The organism is Paenibacillus sp. SC116 (assembly GCF_024733555.1).
Lineage (GTDB): Bacteria > Bacillota > Bacilli > Paenibacillales > Paenibacillaceae > Paenibacillus_B.
The window spans coordinates 2,025,956-2,045,357 of the sequence record NZ_JANIOF010000001.1 but is presented as its reverse complement, the minus strand read 5'-3'; the positions used below and the strand labels follow the sequence as shown (position 1 = coordinate 2,045,357).

Annotated in this window: 13 protein-coding genes; all 13 read left to right on the top strand. The window is 44.7% G+C overall.

Translation table 11 applies throughout. From position 1 onward, the window contains the following. The first annotated feature begins 53 nt into the window (after window positions 1-53). The 13 genes from NQ117_RS08870 (at window position 54) to NQ117_RS08810 (ending at window position 19,398) form a co-directional block, all read left to right on the top strand. A complete protein-coding gene (locus tag NQ117_RS08870) occupies window positions 54-485 on the top strand; it encodes a spore coat protein (RefSeq protein ID WP_258277601.1) in 432 nt (143 codons plus the stop codon). A gap of 226 nt (window positions 486-711) precedes the next feature. After that, window positions 712-1,212 (top strand): Lrp/AsnC family transcriptional regulator, encoded by a 501-nt coding sequence (locus tag NQ117_RS08865; RefSeq protein ID WP_258278209.1) that lies wholly within the window; start codon window positions 712-714, stop codon window positions 1,210-1,212. A gap of 11 nt (window positions 1,213-1,223) precedes the next feature. Further along, window positions 1,224-2,432 (top strand): aminotransferase class I/II-fold pyridoxal phosphate-dependent enzyme, encoded by a 1,209-nt coding sequence (locus NQ117_RS08860; RefSeq protein WP_309137860.1) that lies wholly within the window; start codon window positions 1,224-1,226, stop codon window positions 2,430-2,432. 142 nt (window positions 2,433-2,574) lie between these two features. Continuing rightward, window positions 2,575-2,844, top strand: a complete 270-nt coding sequence (locus NQ117_RS08855; RefSeq protein WP_258277600.1) for an aspartyl-phosphate phosphatase Spo0E family protein — start codon at window positions 2,575-2,577, stop codon at window positions 2,842-2,844. A gap of 119 nt (window positions 2,845-2,963) precedes the next feature. Continuing rightward, window positions 2,964-3,500 (top strand): hypothetical protein, encoded by a 537-nt coding sequence (locus tag NQ117_RS08850; protein ID WP_258277599.1) that lies wholly within the window; start codon window positions 2,964-2,966, stop codon window positions 3,498-3,500. A gap of 96 nt (window positions 3,501-3,596) precedes the next feature. Further along, entirely contained in the window at window positions 3,597-4,163 is a 567-nt protein-coding gene (locus NQ117_RS08845) for a bifunctional adenosylcobinamide kinase/adenosylcobinamide-phosphate guanylyltransferase (protein WP_258277598.1), read from the top strand. Between the two features lie 87 nt (window positions 4,164-4,250). Further along, window positions 4,251-4,844 (top strand): cob(I)yrinic acid a,c-diamide adenosyltransferase, encoded by a 594-nt coding sequence (locus tag NQ117_RS08840; protein ID WP_258277597.1) that lies wholly within the window; start codon window positions 4,251-4,253, stop codon window positions 4,842-4,844. After that, window positions 4,837-5,853, top strand: a complete 1,017-nt coding sequence (locus NQ117_RS08835; protein WP_258277596.1) for an RluA family pseudouridine synthase — start codon at window positions 4,837-4,839, stop codon at window positions 5,851-5,853. Before NQ117_RS08840 ends, NQ117_RS08835 begins: the two co-directional genes overlap by 8 nt. A 71-nt stretch (window positions 5,854-5,924) precedes the next feature. Beyond that, window positions 5,925-6,281: an arsenate reductase family protein gene (locus NQ117_RS08830; RefSeq protein WP_258277595.1), complete on the top strand. Its 357-nt coding sequence runs from the start codon at window positions 5,925-5,927 to the stop codon at window positions 6,279-6,281. A 923-nt stretch (window positions 6,282-7,204) separates the two neighbouring features. After that, on the top strand, window positions 7,205-8,254 hold the full coding sequence (locus tag NQ117_RS08825; protein WP_258277594.1) for an HAD-IIIC family phosphatase: 1,050 nt from the start codon (window positions 7,205-7,207) through the stop codon (window positions 8,252-8,254). A 22-nt stretch (window positions 8,255-8,276) separates the two neighbouring features. Continuing rightward, a complete protein-coding gene (locus NQ117_RS08820) occupies window positions 8,277-9,128 on the top strand; it encodes a 3-hydroxyacyl-CoA dehydrogenase family protein (RefSeq protein WP_258277593.1) in 852 nt (283 codons plus the stop codon). Between the two features lie 16 nt (window positions 9,129-9,144). Continuing rightward, complete coding sequence (locus tag NQ117_RS08815; protein WP_258277592.1) at window positions 9,145-15,630, top strand: non-ribosomal peptide synthetase; 6,486 nt, start codon at window positions 9,145-9,147, stop codon at window positions 15,628-15,630. A 33-nt stretch (window positions 15,631-15,663) separates the two neighbouring features. Continuing rightward, window positions 15,664-19,398, top strand: a complete 3,735-nt coding sequence (locus tag NQ117_RS08810; RefSeq protein ID WP_258277591.1) for a non-ribosomal peptide synthetase — start codon at window positions 15,664-15,666, stop codon at window positions 19,396-19,398. The last annotated feature ends 4 nt before the right edge of the window (window positions 19,399-19,402 follow it).

Below are 19,402 nucleotides of genomic sequence, written 5' to 3'. Positions count from 1 at the left end.
GTAATTAGACATTAGACTAGGCTTACCACTATTGCGGAAAAGGATTTGGTTACATGCCACATGCATCTCAACAGTTCTTGCCAGACAAAGATTTGCTCTATACGATACTGGCAGATTTGAAGCGGACAGTAAGTGAGTACACAACGGCAGCAACGGAAGCGAATTGTGTGGCCGTACGTCAATTGTTTACCGACTTAACAAATCGAACATTGACACTGCAAGGCAATTTGTATTATTTTATGTCTCAACACAATATGTACGAGACACCTTCCCCTGTGCAGCAGAAAGAAGTGCAGAAGCAGCTGCAATCTAGTCAAAAAATGCTGCAGCAAACGAGTCAGCTGGTTAAACAGAAGTTCGCACACCCAGCACATACGCATCAACATGGACAACAGCAGCATGCCTCTCATGGCCAGCAGCATCACGCAGCTTATTATTCTCCCTATGGTGCGCATGTAACTAATCCATATCATACGCATCAATAAGCTGGATAATTGAATTACAATTGAAGTACCTCCAGTCTTGTAAGTTAAGTTACAAAATGTGGCTTAATTGCAAGATGGGGGTATTTTTTATATAAAAGTATGTATATATCTCGGATCGTTGTTGGCAATAAGATGTATTGGGTGTATCATAATTTCATATCACGACTAACGATGCACGGTCAGTTTACAATGTTAAAGCGCCGCAGCATCACGGGAGGGTCAAATGATGAAAGAACTAAGTGAGTTAAAGGTAAACATTTTGCAGCTGTTGAAGGAAGATGCCCGTCGCTCATCTGACCTTATCGCAACATTGCTTGGTGTAGGAGAAGAAGAGGTTGGCACGGCAATCAAGGAATTGGAAAACGACCATGTTATCGTGAAATACGCCACGGTAGTGAACTGGAGCAAGGTGGAAGAGGAAAAGGTTACTGCACTTATAGAAGTTCAAATTACGCCTGAACGTGGGCGAGGCTTTGATAGCATTGCCGAACGCATCTATTTGTTCCCACAAGTGAAGTCTGTTTATTTAATGTCTGGTGCCTATGACCTGCTGGTTGAGGTTGAAGGCAAGCACCTAAGGGAAGTTGCTTCTTTTGTGTCAGATAAGTTATCGCCGCTTGAGGCTGTTCTTTCGACGAAGACGCATTTTATTCTTAAAAAATATAAGCAGGATGGAATTATCTTCGAAGAGCACGAGGAAGATCACCGTCTTGCTATTTCTCCGTGAGGTGAATGACGATGGTAAACCAAACAGTGAAAGCGGAGAATCCTACCGGTATGCAGCATTATATTAATCCGTTAGTTCGTTCTATTCCGCCGTCTGGTATTCGCAAATTTTTTGATTTGGTAAGCGGCAGTAAAGATATTATTACACTGGGTGTTGGTGAGCCTGATTTCTGTACACCTTGGCATGTTCGTGAGGCATGTGTGTATTCGTTAGAGCGTGGTATGACAAAGTATACGTCCAATGCAGGTATTCCTGAATTGCGTGAAGAGATCGGTCAGTACTTGAACGATTCGTTCCATGTTGAATACAATCCTGCGAATGAAATTATGGTGACAGTGGGTGGTTCGGAAGCGATTGATTTGGCATTGCGCACTCTTGTTAATACTGGGGATGAAATCCTTATTCCTGAGCCAAGTTACATATCCTACTCACCGATTATCTCTATTGGGGGCGGTGTTCCGGTAGGTATTGAGACATCGGCTAAAGATGAGTTCAAGCTGACAGCTGAAGCTCTGCAAGCGGTTATTACCCCTAAGTCAAAAGTGCTTATCCTATGTTTCCCGAGCAATCCAACAGGCGGAACGATGACTTATGAGGACTATTTGCCAATTGCTAAAATTGTTGAAGAAAATGATCTTATCGTTATCTCAGATGAGATATATGCGGAATTGACATATGAACAAAAGCATGTAAGCTTTGCTTCACTACCAGGAATGAAAGAACGTACGATTCTAGTAAGCGGTTTCTCAAAAGCGTTTGCAATGACGGGATGGCGTATGGGGTATGCTTGTGGACATCGCGACCTAATTGAAGCCATGCTGAAGATTCATCAATATACGGTTATGTGTGCCCCTGTTATGGGTCAAATTGCTGCGCTTGAGGCTTTGAAAAATGGAAAAGAAGAGAAAGACAGAATGGTAGAGTCCTACAACATGCGAAGAAGGCTTGTTGTTAAGGGGTTTAGAGAAATAGGCTTGGATTGTCATGAACCGCAGGGTGCATTTTACGCGTTCCCGTCGATTGAATCGACTGGATTGTCTTCTGAAGCCTTTGCAGAACGATTGTTGTTCGAAGGAAAAGTAGCTGCGGTGCCGGGCAATGTGTTTGGTAAAGGCGGCGAAGGATTCCTTCGTTGTTCCTATGCGACATCTGTTGCGCAATTGACGGAAGCGATAGAACGTATGGGGAAAATTGTGGCGAAAATCAAACAGGAAATGTGAAAAAGATGCTGGATATGATAGAAAAAACTGGTTTCCCTTGTTTTTGTCTGCTATAATATAACACGGATCTTTACATTTGTCTCATCTACTGGAATAAATGAAATGATCCGGTTACACGCTTAGCAGCAAAGGGGGGGAAGGCTTGTTTTGTTCGGACTTTACGTTAAACCGTTATACACATTCCATATTTCGCGACGAGAACGATCATTCGAAATGGTCGGGCAGAACAAGGGACGTTTCATCAAAGCTGCTTATGCTTGAGCAAGAAATCTGTCTCCTTCGCAAGCAGATGGAGCAAATGTTTCAAGAAGAACAATCGTTTACGGCACATAATGTAATTGAAATCAGCAGTATGCTTGATATCAAGATCAATGAATATATGAAATCTAATACTTATAGAACTTATCCATAAGAGACCCCTTAAGGGGTCTTCTTTTTTTGCATGTAAGTTGTATGGTATGATGAAATGAATAATGGTGATTTGTATTGGGGAGAGGAGACGCCATCATGTGTAGACAGAAGAGGGGAATCATGAGCGCAGTGCTGATGCTTCTGTTTGTAGCTATGTTAAGTGGTTGCGGCAAGGAAAAAGCGGATGTCACGATGTTTATTATGAACCATACTACGCTGCCAGCCGAGGTTGTAGATTCGGTAGAAACAAGCTTAAATGATCATTTCAAAAACAAGTTTACCGTGGATGTTGTTGTAGCTCCAACTTATAGCCATCAGAAGCTGATGGTAGAGTTTATGGTAGGTGAAAATAGTCTTATTTTAGCTCCTACCGAAGATATAAATGGTTATGTCAAAAATGGAGGGACGCTGCCGCTCGATGAACATTTCGACAGCAGTCCATATCCAGAAGGCGTAATGGATGGTATCGTTGTGAAGGAAGAAGGGGATTCTAACACTAATGTTGTTGAATCTCATTTGTTTGCCTTACCTGCTGAGAAGTTAGCAGGAGTGAAGAAGCTAGGGCTTCCTGTAGATGGACTGTCTCTGGTGGTGCCGATACATACGCCGAATGCCGATCAATCCATAGAACTATTGAAGGTGTTGGAAGGTCATTAATGAATAGAGTACGTACAGCTTGAGACGATACATCATGATAAATGAGGATGGATATTGCTTAATGGTTATGGATAAGGCTGGACGGAGGGATGACATATGATAATCGGGGTTACGGGCCATGTCGCTAGCGGCAAGACGTCTTTTGTACTCCGTTATGCGGCGTCCTTTGGCAGAGAAGGCCTTTTTGTTATGGTTGGCAGTTCCTCGTCACCTGAGCATGAGGCATTCGAAGGGGAACGTGGCTTCCGCTGGAAAACAGTGAAGGCGGATACGTTATTGCCGCAAGTTATGGACGTTATTAATCGTGAATCGAATGTGTTCAGGGCGGATCGTCGAGTCGTTGTTATTGATGGAGCGGATCGATATTTTACGGCAGTACATGAGCAGCTGTCAGAGCAACAATATTTATCGGATGAACAATATGAGCAGTTCATGTATGAAAAGCGTCTCCTATTAGAATATGCCGTTTCTTCCTATCAAGGGAAGCTATTTGTCGTAACTGGTGATCCAGGGACGATAACCCCTTTTATGACGAAGCGTGAACGCTGCTATCACATGCAGCTTGCACAATTTAATCGTGTGCTTGCAGAACAGTCGCATCAATGGTTCCGTATGAGTGCAGGGCTAGTCCACGAATTGCGTGGGAACAAGTTCCGCGGTTAGTTGTTATGTATGGACGAAGGGTAGTAGAGCATTTGTTTATGAGTTACTGTTACTGTGACAACCAAGGAGAGCAAGGAGATGGAGCGGATGAATATTTATACACGAACGGGTGACCAAGGACTAACGGCCCTAAAGGGTGGACGCGTAGCCAAGGATCATATCCGAGTACATACGTATGGGGAGTTAGATGAACTGAATGCATTTACGGCAGTTGCACATGCAGCTTGCAATGATGAGCGATTGCATGGGCTTCGTGAACAACTGCTGCAAATCCAGCATGAATTGTTTGACTGCGGATCAGATCTTGCCTTTGCTGATGAGTCTCAAGGGAAAGCTGTGTTCAAAGTTGCTCCAGAGATGGTGACGAATCTAGAGAAGTGGATTGATCAGCATGAGTCAGAAAATGCTCCTCTGACGCGATTTATTTTGCCAGGCGGTCATCCAGCAGCAGCAGCCCTTCATGTGTGTCGGACGGTATGCAGGCGTGCAGAGCGCAGCATTGTGACGTTGTCTCACCAGGAGTCAATCCATCAGGAAGTGCTAAAGTATGTGAATCGCTTGTCTGACTATTTCTTTACAGCGGCTCGACGGGCAAATGGATTGACAGCTGTGGAAGACGTAGAATATGCAAGGAGTGCTCATGTATTCCGCAGCCGAGTGGAGAAGGAGCAGCATGAGTAATCATTTCAATGAGCAATTTGATGATAATCGCGAGCAACATGATGAAAATCTCACAGAGGAAATAACAGATGTGCAGCCGGAGACATGGGATGCTGCCGAGCTAACCTATTGTGTCGCTGAGGATGAAGCAGGTATTATGCTCCGCACGGTGCTTCTTTCCCGCTTGAAAATGTCGAGACGGCTTATCACGCGCTTGAAGCGGGTTGAGGGAGGGCTAACGGTAAATGGAAGCTCATCCTACGGTCATAAGCCGCTGCAAGCAGGAGATGTAGTCCGCGTACGTATTGCAGAACCTCAAGTGGAAAGTATCCAACCTGAGCCCATACCTATTGAGGTTATCTATGAAGATCAAGATATTCTTGTTGTTCATAAGCCGCCAAATTTGGTTGTGCATCCTACGTACGGTTTCCCAAACGGCACATTAGCAAATGGCATTGTCCATTATTGGCGCAGTCGCGGTGAGCAGACACGTTTTCGACCTGTGCATCGATTGGATCAGGAAACATCGGGTGTATTGCTCATTGCGAAGCATGCATACGCTCATCAGCAATTGTCTGAGCAATTGCAGCGCGGAGACGTATTTAAGCGTTATGTTGCCTATGTAGAAGGAGCTCCGCAACCACCGCAAGGGACTGTCCATGCCCCTATTGATCGTGATCCTGAGGAGCGTCATTTGCGAATTGTCACACCTGAAGGGTATCCGTCAACGACACATTACGAGACCATTGCTAGCTATCATGCTAAGGCGGCAAAGATTAAATGTGTACTGGAGACTGGACGAACGCACCAAATCCGTGTTCATATGCAGCATATTGGCTGCCCGCTCATTGGCGATAAATTTTATAACCCAGACTCAGAGCTGCGTACTTCAATGAAACGCCATGCCTTGCATGCAGCGGAGCTTCATTTCTATCATCCGATGACAGGCGAACGAGTATGTTTTACGGCACCGTTGCCAGCGGATTTGGTTCAATTGGAGCAGGAGCTAGAACATGGTGCAGAACTGTAGAAAGATAAGGCATACGAGATTCATAATTATAGAGTCTGACCGCAGTTGTACATTTGAGAGGAGATTGAACCGTGGATGTAACTATTTATGAGTATTCTAAATGCAGCACTTGCCGCAAAGCAGTAAAATGGCTTAAGGATCAAGGCCATAACGTCAAACAAGTTCCAATTATAGAGGAGCCTCCTACTGTTCAGGAGTTGGAGAAACTTGTTGCCAGCAGTGGTTTGGAACTTAAGAAATGGTTCAACACGTCTGGCGAAGTGTACAAAGCGCTGCAATTGAAGGACAAGCTGTCAGGGATGTCAGTTGAAGAGCAGCTTAAGCTATTGTCTGAGAATGGGAAATTGTTGAAGCGTCCTATTGTTACGGATGGACAGAAGACGACAATTGGTTACAAAGAAGAGCAGTACGAAAAAGAGTGGGCGTAAAGACCGTGGAAAGGCAATCAAATCGTCGCTATGTTTCTTCAATCTATCATATCTTTCTAGGCTGGTAGATGTTTATTAAATAATATAGTTTGAATAAATAGATAACTAGCGATAAACTAGATCCTAACACTTTGATCATTTCCTAAGGGCAGTCCATCTATAAGCTGTTTTAAATAAGTAGGTTTTCCTTTGTGAGCTTTACAAGTTTGTCGCGGTAATTTTGGGGTTATCTTCCCAAATGCCGTGACAAACTTATAGTTAGAATAATGCATTTTATATTTATAGAATTAAATTCGCTCCTTCTTCTCAGTTGAATTTTTGAAATGTAAACGTGTAAGCCCACTTCATTTTCTTGTATTATACAAGGCGTAAGCTCCCACACTTCGCAACAGTCCATCAGTTTGCAATAAATTCATTATATTTAATTTATGGTTGAATAAGGTAGTAGGTGGTTGTATTATATAAGTGAATTGCTGGAAAACATTTGGCAGTCATGTTTAAGTGTGATTTCCCACCGATTTTTTTCGGTTGGGAAAGCAGTGAACACTATTTTATTGAGTTACCCAACTTCTTATAGGGCATTCCCTCAGCTATGCCACAGTTTTAAAATCTCTCCATTTAGCACGCATTCGCGTCAAGATAACCCATATTTCCGCTAACTATCCCGATTTTATGATGCTCCAGTTAAGCTAATTCACCTTACCGTAAAGCGCTAACTCTATCAAATAAATACACAGTGCGACCCTATAGTGACGATACGGTCAGTCAGTTATTGTTTCGGTGAAATTTGGACGTGCAGCGAGATACTGAATCAACAACGATATGAGCAGTCGAAAAATAATAGAGAATACTGCCAATAACCGCATACGGGTACAACGAAAAGTTGATATAGCATCAATCATGAAGGGACAGGTGTTTACTGCATGAGTCTGAAGGAAAAAGAAATCAAATGTGTGATATGGGATTTGGATCATACGATTTGGAACGGTGTTCTTCTTGAATCCCCAGATGTAAAATTGCGCCCAGGCATTGCTGAAGCACTTAAGGAATTGGATGCTCGAGGCATCCTCCAATCGATTTCAAGTAAAAATGAGCATGTACATGCATATGCGAAGTTGGAAGAACTGGGTATTGCAAACTACTTTTTGTATCCTGCCATCAATTGGAATGCTAAGTCAGGAAATGTGTCATGGATTCAATCCAAATTAAATATTGGCATGGATACGATGCTATTTTTGGATGATCAACCATTTGAACGAGATGAAGTAACAAGCGTGCACCCTGAAGTTACTTGTTGGTCTCCTGATGATATTTCGGGGATGTTGTCACATGCAAGGCTAAACCCAGCATTTATCACTGTCGATTCAGCCCGTCGACGCGACATGTATAGGCAAGATCAAATACGTAATGAAGAAGAGGAACAATTTGAGGGGCCGAAAGAAGAGTTTCTCGCTTCTCTTCAAATGGAGTTTATTATCTCTGAAGCGCAGCAAGAGGATTTGAAGCGGGCCGAAGAACTAACAGTTAGAACAAATCAATTGAATTCTACGGGTATTACGTATGATTTTGAAGAGCTGGACCGTTATCGAAGTTCAGACCGGCATAAATTGCTTGTATGCGAATTGACGGACAGATATGGTTCATATGGCAAAATCGGAATGGCCTTGATCGAGAAGGGCGATACAGCTTGGCATATGAAATTATTGCTTATGTCATGCCGAGTTATGTCACGCGGAGTTGGCAGCGTGCTTCTCAGCCATATTATGCAAGAATGTAAGGCTGATAATAAAGTGCTGCGGGGAGATTTCCGTAAAACTGGCCGCAACCGTATGATGGAAATGACATACCGATTTTCGAATTTTAAAGAAATCCACAATCAAGAAGACGTTATTGTATTCGAGAATGATTTGACTGTCATACAGCCGTTTCCTTCTTATATTCAAGTCAAAATTGAAGATCATTCGATTTCTTAATATCAGGTAAGGGGTTGGACTTATGGGATATATGGTAGGTATCATTGGAGCGGGTACGATGGGGATAGGGTTGTCGGTTGATCTCATTTTGCATGGTATTCCTTCCGTGCTAATTGATACGAGTGAGGAAGCACTTGCAAAGGCGAAAGCAGATATCGTGCACACAGTGCGTCTTGCCCCGCTGCTTAACCGTTCCGCTCCTCGGCTAACACCAGAGCAAGCGCTAGCGCTAGTTACATTCAGCACGGATATAGCAGAAGTCGAGAGCTGTGATTTTATTGTTGAAAATGCTACGGAAAATGAAGAAACAAAGAAAGAAATATTTGAACAGCTTGACCGAGTCTGTCCAGAGGAAGTTTGCTTTGCCGCCAACACGTCTTGTATTTCTATTACCCGCATTGGCAGTTTTACTAGACGCCCAGACAAGGTGATCGGCATGCATTTTATGAATCCTGTTTATTTGAAATCCTCTGTCGAAGTGATTCGAGGCTACCATACCTCGACGGATACAATTGAACAGGCCAACCGTCTATTGTCCTGCTTGGATAAAGAAGCGATTCTAGTTAATGATATGCCGGGATTTGTTTCAAATCGAATTTCCCATCTGTTTATGAATGAAGCGGCTTATGTTGTTCAAGATCAGGTTGCTTCCCCGCAGGAAGTAGATGATATTTTCAAAAAATGCTATGGACATAAAATGGGCCCGCTAGAAACGGCGGATCTGATCGGATTGGATACTGTTCTGAATTCATTAAATGTGCTCTATGAAAGTTATCAGGATTCGAAGTTTAGAGCAGCTCCGTTGCTGAAAAAGATGGTAGATGCTGGTCTGCACGGCAAAAAAACAGGCGTAGGGTTTTACAATTATAACTAGGCAGGGAGGCGGGTTGATGGGAATCAGGCGACTGACGGACATGCTGCGTGCTGCAAGCCAACATGAAGATATAGGAGTTACTTTTATACAGAGTAGTCAAAAAGAAAGCTTTCTTTCGTACAAGCTATTGTATGAAGCGGCTCAAAGACTAGCGGGATATTTTCAAAATAAAGGACTCGTACCTGGAGACGAGGTTCTATTCCAAATTGAGGATGAAGAACTTTTCATAAAAATGTTTTGGGCCTGCGTCCTGGGCGGATTTATTCCAGTCCCTGTATCTGTTGGTAATAACGATGAACATAAGCGGAAGTTGTTTCAAATATGGAAGGTTCTGGATCGACCGGTACTTCTTATTACGGAAAATAACCGTTCTTATGTAGAGGCTTTTGCTCAACGCTCAGATTTCCAAGAACAATGGACCGATATGCAAAAGCGCACCTTTTTTGCCGATAGTCTGAATCCAGATCTATGTCCCATCGGAATCATTCATGAACCGAACGCATCTGATCCAGCATTTATCCAGTTCTCTTCGGGCTCTACAGGCGATCCAAAGGGTGTCATACTGACTCATGATAACTTGTTGACCAATCTGAATGCCATGATCAATGGCGCGGGTATCGGTACGAAAGATTCCATCCTTAGCTGGATGCCTTTAACGCATGATATGGGACTCATCGGCTGCCATATGGTTCCGATCGCTGTACAAGTTCAGCAATATATAATGCCTACTTCGCTATTTGTCCGCCGTCCAGCACTATGGATGCTAAAGTGCAGTGAACATCGTGCGACGGTGCTTTCATCACCTAATTTCGGCTATCAATACTTTATGGGGAAGTTCAAACCCGACACGGCAGCATCATGGGACTTGTCTCATGTACGGCTTATCTTTAACGGGGCAGAGCCGATCTCAGCACAGCTTGCTACCAAATTCATGGGCACTCTTGCACCGTACGGCTTACAACCACACGCGATGTTTCCAGTGTATGGCATGGCTGAAGCATGTCTTGCTGTCACCTTTCCTCCGCTTGGTGAGGAGGTTCGGCAGATCCACCTGTCTAGAAGCCACCTTTCACTTGGAAACAGGGTTGAAGAAACAGACGAAGATAACGGAATTACATTTGTAGATGTGGGCAGTCCCGTTGATGATTGTTTTCTACAGATCGCAGACGAGTCTGGAAACGAACTTGGTGAGCTCATGATCGGCGAAATTTTCATTAAAGGCAGAAACGTTACCTCTGGATATTACAATAATGAATCTGCTACAACTGAGCGCATAACGAAGAGTGGTTGGCTTCGTACAGGAGATCTTGGCTTTATGCGTAATGGTCGATTATACGTGACTGGACGTGCCAAAGATATACTATTCGTCAATGGTCAAAATGTATATCCCCATGATATCGAACGGATATGCGAAAATGTAGAGCCGATTAAGCTCGGGACTATTGCTGCATGCGGTGTAAGCAATCCTGAGACGAAAAGTGATGATGTGCTGCTGTTTGTTGCACATCACGGCAAGATTGATGCATTTGCCCCGCTGGCACTCACTTTGCACAGCCATGTGCAGCAGCAACTGGGGATTGCCGTGAAACATGTCATTCCAGTAGCAAAATTGCCAAAGACAACGAGCGGGAAAATACAGCGTTATAAACTGAGTGAATGGTATGATCAGCAAATATTCGCCGATGAAGTAAAGCAGTTGTCGGAGTTTATGGATCGTTATAGGCAAGAACGTCAGCTTGAACTGCCAACAACGGAAACGGAAGAGCGATTGTTAGAGCTTTGCTGTAATCTGCTTGGGGTGGAAGCGATCAGCATTGGCGATAGCTTGTTCGATTGGGGAGGCAATTCCCTGCAGTTAACTTATTTAATCGCAGCAGTTCGGGCGGAGTTCGGTGTAAAGCTCGCCTTGCATGATGTCTTTCATAAACCGACGATCCGTCAGTTGGCCCATCTTATCGACAACGCTCAAACGATTGAGCGAGAGGAGTTTATCGTAACACCCACTACGGGGGGAGCAACGATGTTCCCAGCCACGAATTCCCAGCGGGGCATCTATGCATGGCAGCAGTTGAATACAGATGGCGTAAGCTATAACATCGTAACCGTACTGAAGTTGGAAGGTAAGGTTTCGCTTGCGACGGTACAAAATGCATGGCAGATGCTTGTAGCGAGACATGTAACGTTCCAAACTTATTTTGCATTTCACGATGGAGAACTCATGCAGCAAATAGCTTCGAACTTTGATGCTGCTTCATCCGTAGCTTACGAAGAAGTTATTGGACTTACAGACATACAAGGCTATACAGAATCATTCGTTCAGCCTCATGATCTCCATAAGGCTCCGCCGTGGCGAGTGAAACTGTGTAAAATTTCTGAGCAGCAGTATGTATTCCTTGCTGATATTCATCACAGTGTAATGGATGGTACCTCGATGCACATTGTGATGGGAGAGTTCGCTCAGATAGTATCGAGCCAGAACCATAATCTCAAGCAGACCTCAATTTCTTTTACAGACTATTCCACATGGCGTCATAAGCAGCCTATCGATGAAGCTCAGCAGATTTACTGGTTGACTGAGTTGTCGGGAGAGCTGCCCGTTCTTGAAATGCCCACCTATTATCCGCGCCCTGCACTACTATCCGATGTAGGCGACCGTTACTATATGAAGGTGGATAAAGAACTGGCGGAACGCTGTAGACAATTCGCCCGAGACCAGCATGCAAGTGTCTATATGGTGCTCTTAGCCGCTTACAAACTTATGCTTGCCCAATGCGCGGGGCAGCAAGATCTGATCGTAGGCACTTCATCAGCAGGCAGAAACGTGAGTGGAACGGAGCATACAGCAGGCATGTTTGTGCAAACACTTGCGATCCGCAGTCAACCTGAAGGACATAAGACGATATCTGAGTATGTACGAGAAATGAAAGAAAAAACGCTTCTTGCTCTTGAATATCAAGATTATCCAATCGATCAACTTATTGAACAATTGGACATCAAGCGGGATGCAAGTCGAAATCCACTATTCGATACGATGTTTGTTTATCAAAATATGGCGAAAGCAACTTGGAATGAGGGTGAATTGCGTATTGAACGAGTTCCGTATGCAGCGAAAACCTCCAAGTTTGATTTTTCGTTAATTGTCGAAGAGATGGATGATGCACTAGTGCTTGAATGGGAATATCGTTCAGCACTGTATGAACGGGACATGATTGCAGAGATGGGAGCATACTACTGCAATCTGCTGGGACAAATATGCGGAAATCCAGAGCGATTGTTGTCGGAACTGTCCGTATTGAACGTATCGCAGCGTGAAGAACTAATGCAATTGGGAATAGGTCCCGCTTGCCATTATCCGAAAGATAATTTAATGCATTGGTTGTTCGAGGATCAGGCTGCCATAACCCCTGATCACATCGCAGTTGAATTCGGTCAAAAGATGGCCACATATCGGGAGCTTGACGAACAAGCCAATCGTCTGGCCCGTGTCCTTATCGCACATGGACTGAAGCAGGACATGTTGGTTGCCATCCTGCTGCCACCTTGCATTGAGCAGATCGTTAGTATTCTTGCTGTTATGAAAGCAGGAGGCGCTTATTTACCGATCGATATCGAGTACCCAACAGAGCGCATCGCTTATTTGTTGGAAGACAGCCAGTCGCCGATACTAATAACGGATGGGCACAGGAGTAATCAACTTGATTACACAGGTACGGTTGTTAATGTACTTGATCCGTCTCTGGGGCACGATTACAATGTTGAGCCTGTCATTCGAACGGGGTCGCCGCGCCAGTTGGCGTATATCATTTATACGTCTGGTTCTACAGGGAAACCGAAAGGCGTCATGGTTGAACAGCAAGGACTGGTCAATTATATATGGTGGGCAAAGAAAGTATACACACAGCATAGGCAAGTTAATTTTCCTCTTTATTCCTCTATTTCATTCGACTTGACGGTCACTTCCATATTTACTCCTCTCATAACAGGCGGCAAAATCGTCATTTATGGGGAAGATGACAAGGATTTGGCTATCCAACACGTATTTGCACATAACAAGGTCCAGATTGTGAAATTAACGCCTTCTCACCTCAAAATTATTAAAGATTGGGATAATCGCAATTCTTCCGTCACCACATTAATAGTAGGTGGAGAGCAGCTTGATACCCAATTGGCGATGGATGTATTGAACAGTTTTGGCGGGCGGGTGTCCATTTACAATGAATACGGCCCAACGGAAACCGTTGTTGGCTGTATGATATACCACTACAATTCACAAGATCAGCGCGCAGTCGTTCCTATAGGACAAGCTGCAGATAATGTGCAAATTTACTTGCTGGATAGCGATCGACGTCTCGTACCCAAATACAGTGTTGGCGAAATATATATAGCCGGAGACGGGGTGGCCCGAGGTTATTATGGCCGTCCAGCGTTAACAGAGGAGCGGTTCGTAAAAGACTTCTTCTCGGAACATGTTGATGCAGCTATGTATCGGACAGGTGATTTGGCGCGTTGGCTGCCTGATGGCAGCTTAGAATATATCGGACGTGCAGACAACCAGGTGAAAATTCGTGGTTATCGTATTGAACTGCAAGAAGTACAGCACGTTATAGCTCAACTGGATGAAATTAAAGAAGTAGTCGTGTTGGCTCATCGGGATCATGCAGAACAAGCTTATTTATGCGCGTATGTGGTCGCCTCTCAACCTATCTCATTATCGAATATCCGCAAGGAATTGAGCGTAACGCTTCCTCTATATATGATGCCTTCCTATTTCATTCAGGTGGATCAGATTCCTTTGACTCCCAACGGGAAGGTGAATCCTGACGCGCTTCCTAAACCCAAGGAACAGGTTCGTACCCATGTCGTGGAAGGGAACCCGCGCAATAAGACGGAAGAAATTTGCGTGCGCGTATGGTCAGACATTCTTGAACTGGACCAAGTAGGTGTTCATGACGAATTTTACGAGCTAGGCGGAGACTCCATTAAAGCGATCCAAATTTCATCTCAACTTAAGCAGCTTGGTATTCCAGTTGAGACGAAACAGATTTTGCAGCATCAGACAATATTTTTAGTATGTGAGCATTTGGACATGAACGCAGCAGAAAATAATTATGAGCAAGGTCTTGTATCGGGAGAGAAGGGAATGTTCCCAATCGACCATTGGTTTTTTGAACAAAAACTTTCTCAGATCGGCCACTATCATCAAAGCGTGCTGCTTAAAATGAGACAGCCGATTGAGCTGGAACGTCTCCGTATGGCATTCGAACGATTGATTATCCATCATGACGGGTTACGGCTGAATGTTAAGGAGAATAGTAATTCCCTATTTTTTGAACAGGAGCATGCAAGTGCGTTATTTTCGTTACATCGATACATGCTGGAGGGGCATCTGGAAGAGCAGAACATGATCGAGATTGAGACGGCAGCAGCACGTATGAAGTCTGAAGTGGACATCACTAAAGATCTGCTCTTCCAAGCAAGCGTATTTACTTCCCGTGATCAAACGGATTATGTATTCATTACAGCACATCATCTTGTTATCGATGGTGTATCATGGAGAATTTTGCTGGAGGATCTCAAGCTTGCCTATGAACAATTATCGTTGAGCCTGCCTGTACAAATGCCAGCCAAAACAGCCTCGCTCACGAATTGGTATGAAGGAGTTCTTCAATATGCAGGTCAAGCCTCCGTCATGCAGCAAGCAGACTATTGGAGATCTAATCTACAGGCTGCATCAGGATCGTTGCTACAAGCTGCAGAAGTCGATGATTGGAGTTCAGCACATAGGAGATGCCATGTAGGCTGGCTTGATGCTGATAACACGCATGCATTGCTTACGCAAGCTCATCGAGCCTATAAGACCGATCCGGTAGATTTAATGCTGACAGCTCTTGCTAGAACGATGCATCTGCTTGACGGATCTTCTGTTATCGGAATAGAGCTGGAAAAACACGGGCGTCATTTGGATGGGATAGATGTATCAAGGACGGTCGGCTGGTTTACGGCACTGTTTCCAATTAGGTTGGAATTGCCGCAAGCTCCCCTTTCCAAACAAATTCAAGCAGTCAAGGAGCAATTGCGGCAGGTACCTGATAAAGGACTAAGCTACGGGGTACTCGCTTATATGAATAAAGTGCTGCCTATGCAGGATCAGGAGCCTGCTCCGTTCAGATTTAATTATTTAGGTCAGTTTGGCAAGGAAGCGAATAATGATTGGTTTGAGCTTGTCTATCGTGAAAATATGACAGAAATTCATCCGGAGAATCGGATGAATGCCAAATTGGAATTGAACAGTCTGGTTATGCAAGGAAGACTTAGGTTGGAATTGATGTATCACAATGAGGCTTTCGGCCAAGATGTCATCAGGCAATGGATGGATCTGTATGTACAGCAGTTGCAAGCAATGATCGCTCACGTTGTTAACGAGCAGCAGGAACAGTTTACTCCTTCTGACTTTGATACGGTTGATGTTACGCAGCAGCAGCTTGACATGCTATTTAAATGAACTTCCTACTAAGTTGTAAAAGGATGGAGTTGCATGGTGGAGGCTAAGCAGATTGATAGAGATCAAGTACAGGATGTTATCGGGTTAACACCCCTGCAAGAGGGGATGCTGTTTCATTATGTGAATCCACAGGATCGGGAGCACTATTTTGAACAGCTCTGTGTATGGCTGGAGGGGGACGTTAAGGGTGAGTTGATTCAGCTCGCCTGGAACTTCGTCATATCAGCGAATGAAGCTCTTCGCAGCGTATTTCGGTGGCAGCAGCTCAAGGCGCCGCTGCAAATTGTGCTGAAGAAGTGGGAGTTATCTATTATTAATCACGACTGTTCGCATATGACGGCTGAGCAGCGGGAAGGGTATCTTGATTCGTTGAAGAAGGCTGATCGACAACAAGGATTCGACCTGACAGAAGTGCCATTTCGAGTCATTCTCTGTAAGGAGAGTGAGCAAAGATATGCGATGATCGTCAGCAATCATCATATTTTATATGACGGCTGGAGCAATGGTATCCTATTAACTGAATTTTTGGATGTGTATGAGCGTCTATACCGGGGTCTTCCTTATACTCCAGATTCAAAGACTAGCAATAAAGTATACCTCAAATATGTGCAGTCCCAAAGTAAGACAATGCAGGAACAATACTGGCGTTCCTATTTAGCGGGCTTTGACACCAAATCATTGCTTCCTGCTCATCATGCGCGTTCTGTACAGGAAAACTCGCCGGGGGTTCGAATTTTCAAGCTGACGGCCGAGCAGACGAAGGAAGTGACACAGTATGTCCGATCGCAGAAAATAACATTGGCTGCATTTGTGTATGCAGCATGGGGAGTGTTGCTGCAGCGCTATACGAACAGTATGGATGCGGTGTTCGGTACAACTGTTTCCGGCAGAACGGACAAGGTGCAGGGCATGAATTCAATGGTGGGGCTTTACATCAATACGATCCCATGCCGCGTCACAACCGGAGAGAGTGAGACCGTTTCCCAACTCCTAAAACGGATGGAAGAAATGCTCCGGGATCGGAATGATTATGAAGCAACTCCGCTTGTCGATATCCACGGCTGCAGCGATATTGACACACGGGAAGGGTTATTTGAATCTGTGCTCGTGTTCGAAAACTACCCCTTAAATGCTGCATTGCAAAACGAGAATCGAATTGTTCGATACACAGGTTTTGAAATGCGTGAATCGACTCCTTATGAGATTCTACTCAGCATCCACCCTTGGGATGAATTAGCGTTTGAATTGCAATATGCCCAGCATAAATTCTCGTCTGACATGATCGCACAATTCTCTCAACACTTCCTGAATCTAATGCAAGAGATGATGAATGCCCCTGACGCAAAGATCCGTGACCTTCAACTTATGTCCTCACAGGATATAGATAGGCTGTTAGTGGAGTGTAACTCAACTTCAAGGCTCGAACCTATCCAGGAGACCGTTCAGCAGCGATTCGAGAGGCAGGCTGCGTTGTCACCTCAACGTCAAGCCGTTACCTTTGGAACCGAGCATATAACCTATGAACAGCTCAATAAGCGGGCCAATCTTCTGGCACATCATTTGCGTGCCAAACAAGTTGGGCCTGAACGAGTGGTCGGACTTCTCATGAATCGATCCGTTGATGCCATTGTAAGTATGCTTGCCGTTCTGAAAGCAGGAGGAGCCTATATGCCCCTCGATCCTGAATATCCAGATGATCGACTCAAGTATATGTTGGAGGACAGCCGCTGCCATCTGCTTCTTACCCAGCCGCAATGGCAGGAAACGTTGGTTGGCAGTAATATCGAAACGATATTGCTTTCCGAATTCGATTTCAGCATGGATGACCCTGGAAACCCTGAACCTATCAACACATTAGCTGATTTGGCCTATGTCATTTATACATCGGGATCAACAGGGAAACCGAAGGGCGTGATGGTAGAGCATCGCAATTTAAACAGTTTTATTTATTCCTTTATTTACGATCTACTCCAGCCTGAAGATCGAGGAATCTGGCAATCTTCCCTTTCTTTTGATACTTCCAATGAAGAAGTTTTTCCACTTCTATTGCGTGGCGGAACGATAATCATCCTGCCTAAAGAGGAAGTGCTCGATACGAATCGTTTTATGCGCTGCATTCAAGAACAAGGCATTACGTACATTAGCTGTTCCCCGCATCTTATTAATCAATTAAATGGTCGGCTAACTGATCATCGGCTTCGCCTTTTAATATCGGGAGGAGACGAACTGAAGGGCTCTTATTGCAGTGAATTGCAGGGGATGAAGCTCTATAATTCGTACGGTCCATCAGAAGCCACAGTTGCCGTTACCTATTTCGAATGTCCAAGTCATGTAGAAGGGCGAGTCCCGATAGGGGGGCCGATAGCCAATCACTATTTTGCAGTTGTAGACAAGAGCGGGCGCCTTCAGCCGTTTGGAGCGGAAGGGGAGTTGTGGGTTGCAGGCCCGTCCGTTGTTCGGGGCTATATGAATTTGCCGGAGATGACGGCGGATAAATTCGGTGACAGCCCTTATTTCCCAGGTGAGCGTATGTACAAAACAGGGGATCGGGTACGTTGGCTGCCAGGTGGACAACTGGACTTTCTGGGGAGAGTCGATCACCAAGTAAAAATTCGCGGATATCGCATTGAACTGCCCGAAATTGAGAGTGTGCTGCTGGATCTGGCTGAAATTCACGAAGCAGCTGTGCTGGATATCGAAGCTGGCGGTGGTCACCGTACACTATGCGCTTATTATACGGGTGAAGAGCAGACTGATTCCTCGTTGCGCTCTTATCTGCTAAATCGATTGCCTTCTTACATGGTACCTGCCTATTACGTGCATTTGGATCGTTTGCCTCTGACTGTAAATGGAAAGTTGGATCGGAGATCTCTGCCGGTACCTACCATGCATAGAAATGAAGTGGCATGCCTTGCACCTCCTTCCAATGAAATCGAACAGCAATTGTTGCATATTTGGCAGGAATTGCTGCCAGCGGTAACAATCGGCGTGCACGACCATTTCTTCGAAATTGGTGGCGATTCGATCTTGCTCATGCGTATGCATACCCAAATCGATATGCTCTATCCGAACAGCGTGACTATAACGGATTTGTTCGCTTATACGACCATTTCCAAGCTTGCTCAATTTGTTGGTGGAACAAGTACGGACAAGCATAACGATCAGATGGAGGGTATTGAATTGCCCCTATCATTTTTCAATCGAATACCAAACGCATCTCCACGGCAAATCAAACCATTTTCTTGCAACGATCCAATATATTCAAAGTTAAAGTTGATGGCGCGAACGGAGGAAACGGAGATACAACATATCGCCTTAGGCATGTTTATGTACCTCCTTCAGCAAATGAGCGAACATCAGACAGTAGCTGTACAAGCTGTTATCAACAGAAGCGATACAGCTTCCCCGATCCATCTCAATTTCAATGAGGTAGAACATTTTTCACAGCTCTTCTCTACAGTACAACAGCTTAGTGAACAGGCGCTGTCAAGTGGAGCTTATTTGCTCCAATCGACTAGCATGGAAAGCCGTGAGGATAAGCAGGGCACAACGGTGTATCCTCTCTTCGCGAAGGCTGGTCTCCTATCTCGGATTCCAGGTCTAACGCGGCAGTATGATCTCATTCTTGAATACCGTGACACTGGAAGCAGCATAGGTTTTCACTTTGAGTACAGTGGTAGACTGCGTCAGGAGTTCATCGAAGATTTGGTTCATGGCTATATGCAGCTGCTTGCAGACCTTGTGGAGCAGTATGAGCTAATCGGATAGAGCC

Coding starts and splice junctions, on each gene's coding strand:
- NQ117_RS08870 (WP_258277601.1), top strand. CDS start 54: ATGCCACATGCATCTCAACAGTTCTTGCCAGACAAAGATTTGCTCTAT.
- NQ117_RS08865 (WP_258278209.1), top strand. CDS start 712: ATGAAAGAACTAAGTGAGTTAAAGGTAAACATTTTGCAGCTGTTGAAG.
- NQ117_RS08860 (WP_309137860.1), top strand. CDS start 1,224: ATGGTAAACCAAACAGTGAAAGCGGAGAATCCTACCGGTATGCAGCAT.
- NQ117_RS08850 (WP_258277599.1), top strand. CDS start 2,964: ATGAGCGCAGTGCTGATGCTTCTGTTTGTAGCTATGTTAAGTGGTTGC.
- NQ117_RS08845 (WP_258277598.1), top strand. CDS start 3,597: ATGATAATCGGGGTTACGGGCCATGTCGCTAGCGGCAAGACGTCTTTT.
- NQ117_RS08840 (WP_258277597.1), top strand. CDS start 4,251: ATGAATATTTATACACGAACGGGTGACCAAGGACTAACGGCCCTAAAG.
- NQ117_RS08835 (WP_258277596.1), top strand. CDS start 4,837: ATGAGTAATCATTTCAATGAGCAATTTGATGATAATCGCGAGCAACAT.
- NQ117_RS08825 (WP_258277594.1), top strand. CDS start 7,205: ATGAGTCTGAAGGAAAAAGAAATCAAATGTGTGATATGGGATTTGGAT.
- NQ117_RS08820 (WP_258277593.1), top strand. CDS start 8,277: ATGGGATATATGGTAGGTATCATTGGAGCGGGTACGATGGGGATAGGG.
- NQ117_RS08815 (WP_258277592.1), top strand. CDS start 9,145: ATGGGAATCAGGCGACTGACGGACATGCTGCGTGCTGCAAGCCAACAT.
- NQ117_RS08810 (WP_258277591.1), top strand. CDS start 15,664: ATGGTGGAGGCTAAGCAGATTGATAGAGATCAAGTACAGGATGTTATC.